This window comes from Agrococcus sp. HG114, from assembly GCF_024723325.1.
GTDB lineage: Bacteria > Actinomycetota > Actinomycetes > Actinomycetales > Microbacteriaceae > Agrococcus.
The window spans coordinates 1-309 of record NZ_JANQCH010000339.1; the positions used below are offsets into that span (position 1 = coordinate 1).

A 309-nucleotide genomic window follows, 5' to 3' on the forward strand; every position below is an offset into this window, starting at 1 on the left:
GGACAATGCCGCGCGCCGATGGAACGCCGCCATCAGCCGCGCGGCGGCATGTTCAGGCCTTTTTGCACGGCCGGCCGCGCCAGGAAGGCGGCCAGCACGCGCTGCAGCTCGGGAAAGTCCTGCCAGCCCACCAGCTCGGCCGCGTTGTAGCCGCCCTCGGTCACCATGTTGCGCACCCAGGGCCAGGTAGCGATGTCGGCGATGGTGAACGTCTCGCCCATGAGCCACTGGCGACCCTGCAGGCGCCGCTCCAGCACGCCGAGCAGGCGCCTGGATTCGTTGATGTAGCGGTCGCGCGGGCGCTTGTCC

Annotated in this window: 1 protein-coding gene; it reads right to left on the bottom strand. The window is 70.2% G+C overall.

Annotated elements, in window-relative coordinates:
• Positions 1-32 precede the first annotated feature (32 nt).
• The coding region (locus tag NWP09_RS13495) for a glutathione binding-like protein (protein ID WP_258275977.1) at positions 33-309 on the bottom strand (277 nt) is incomplete at its 5' end.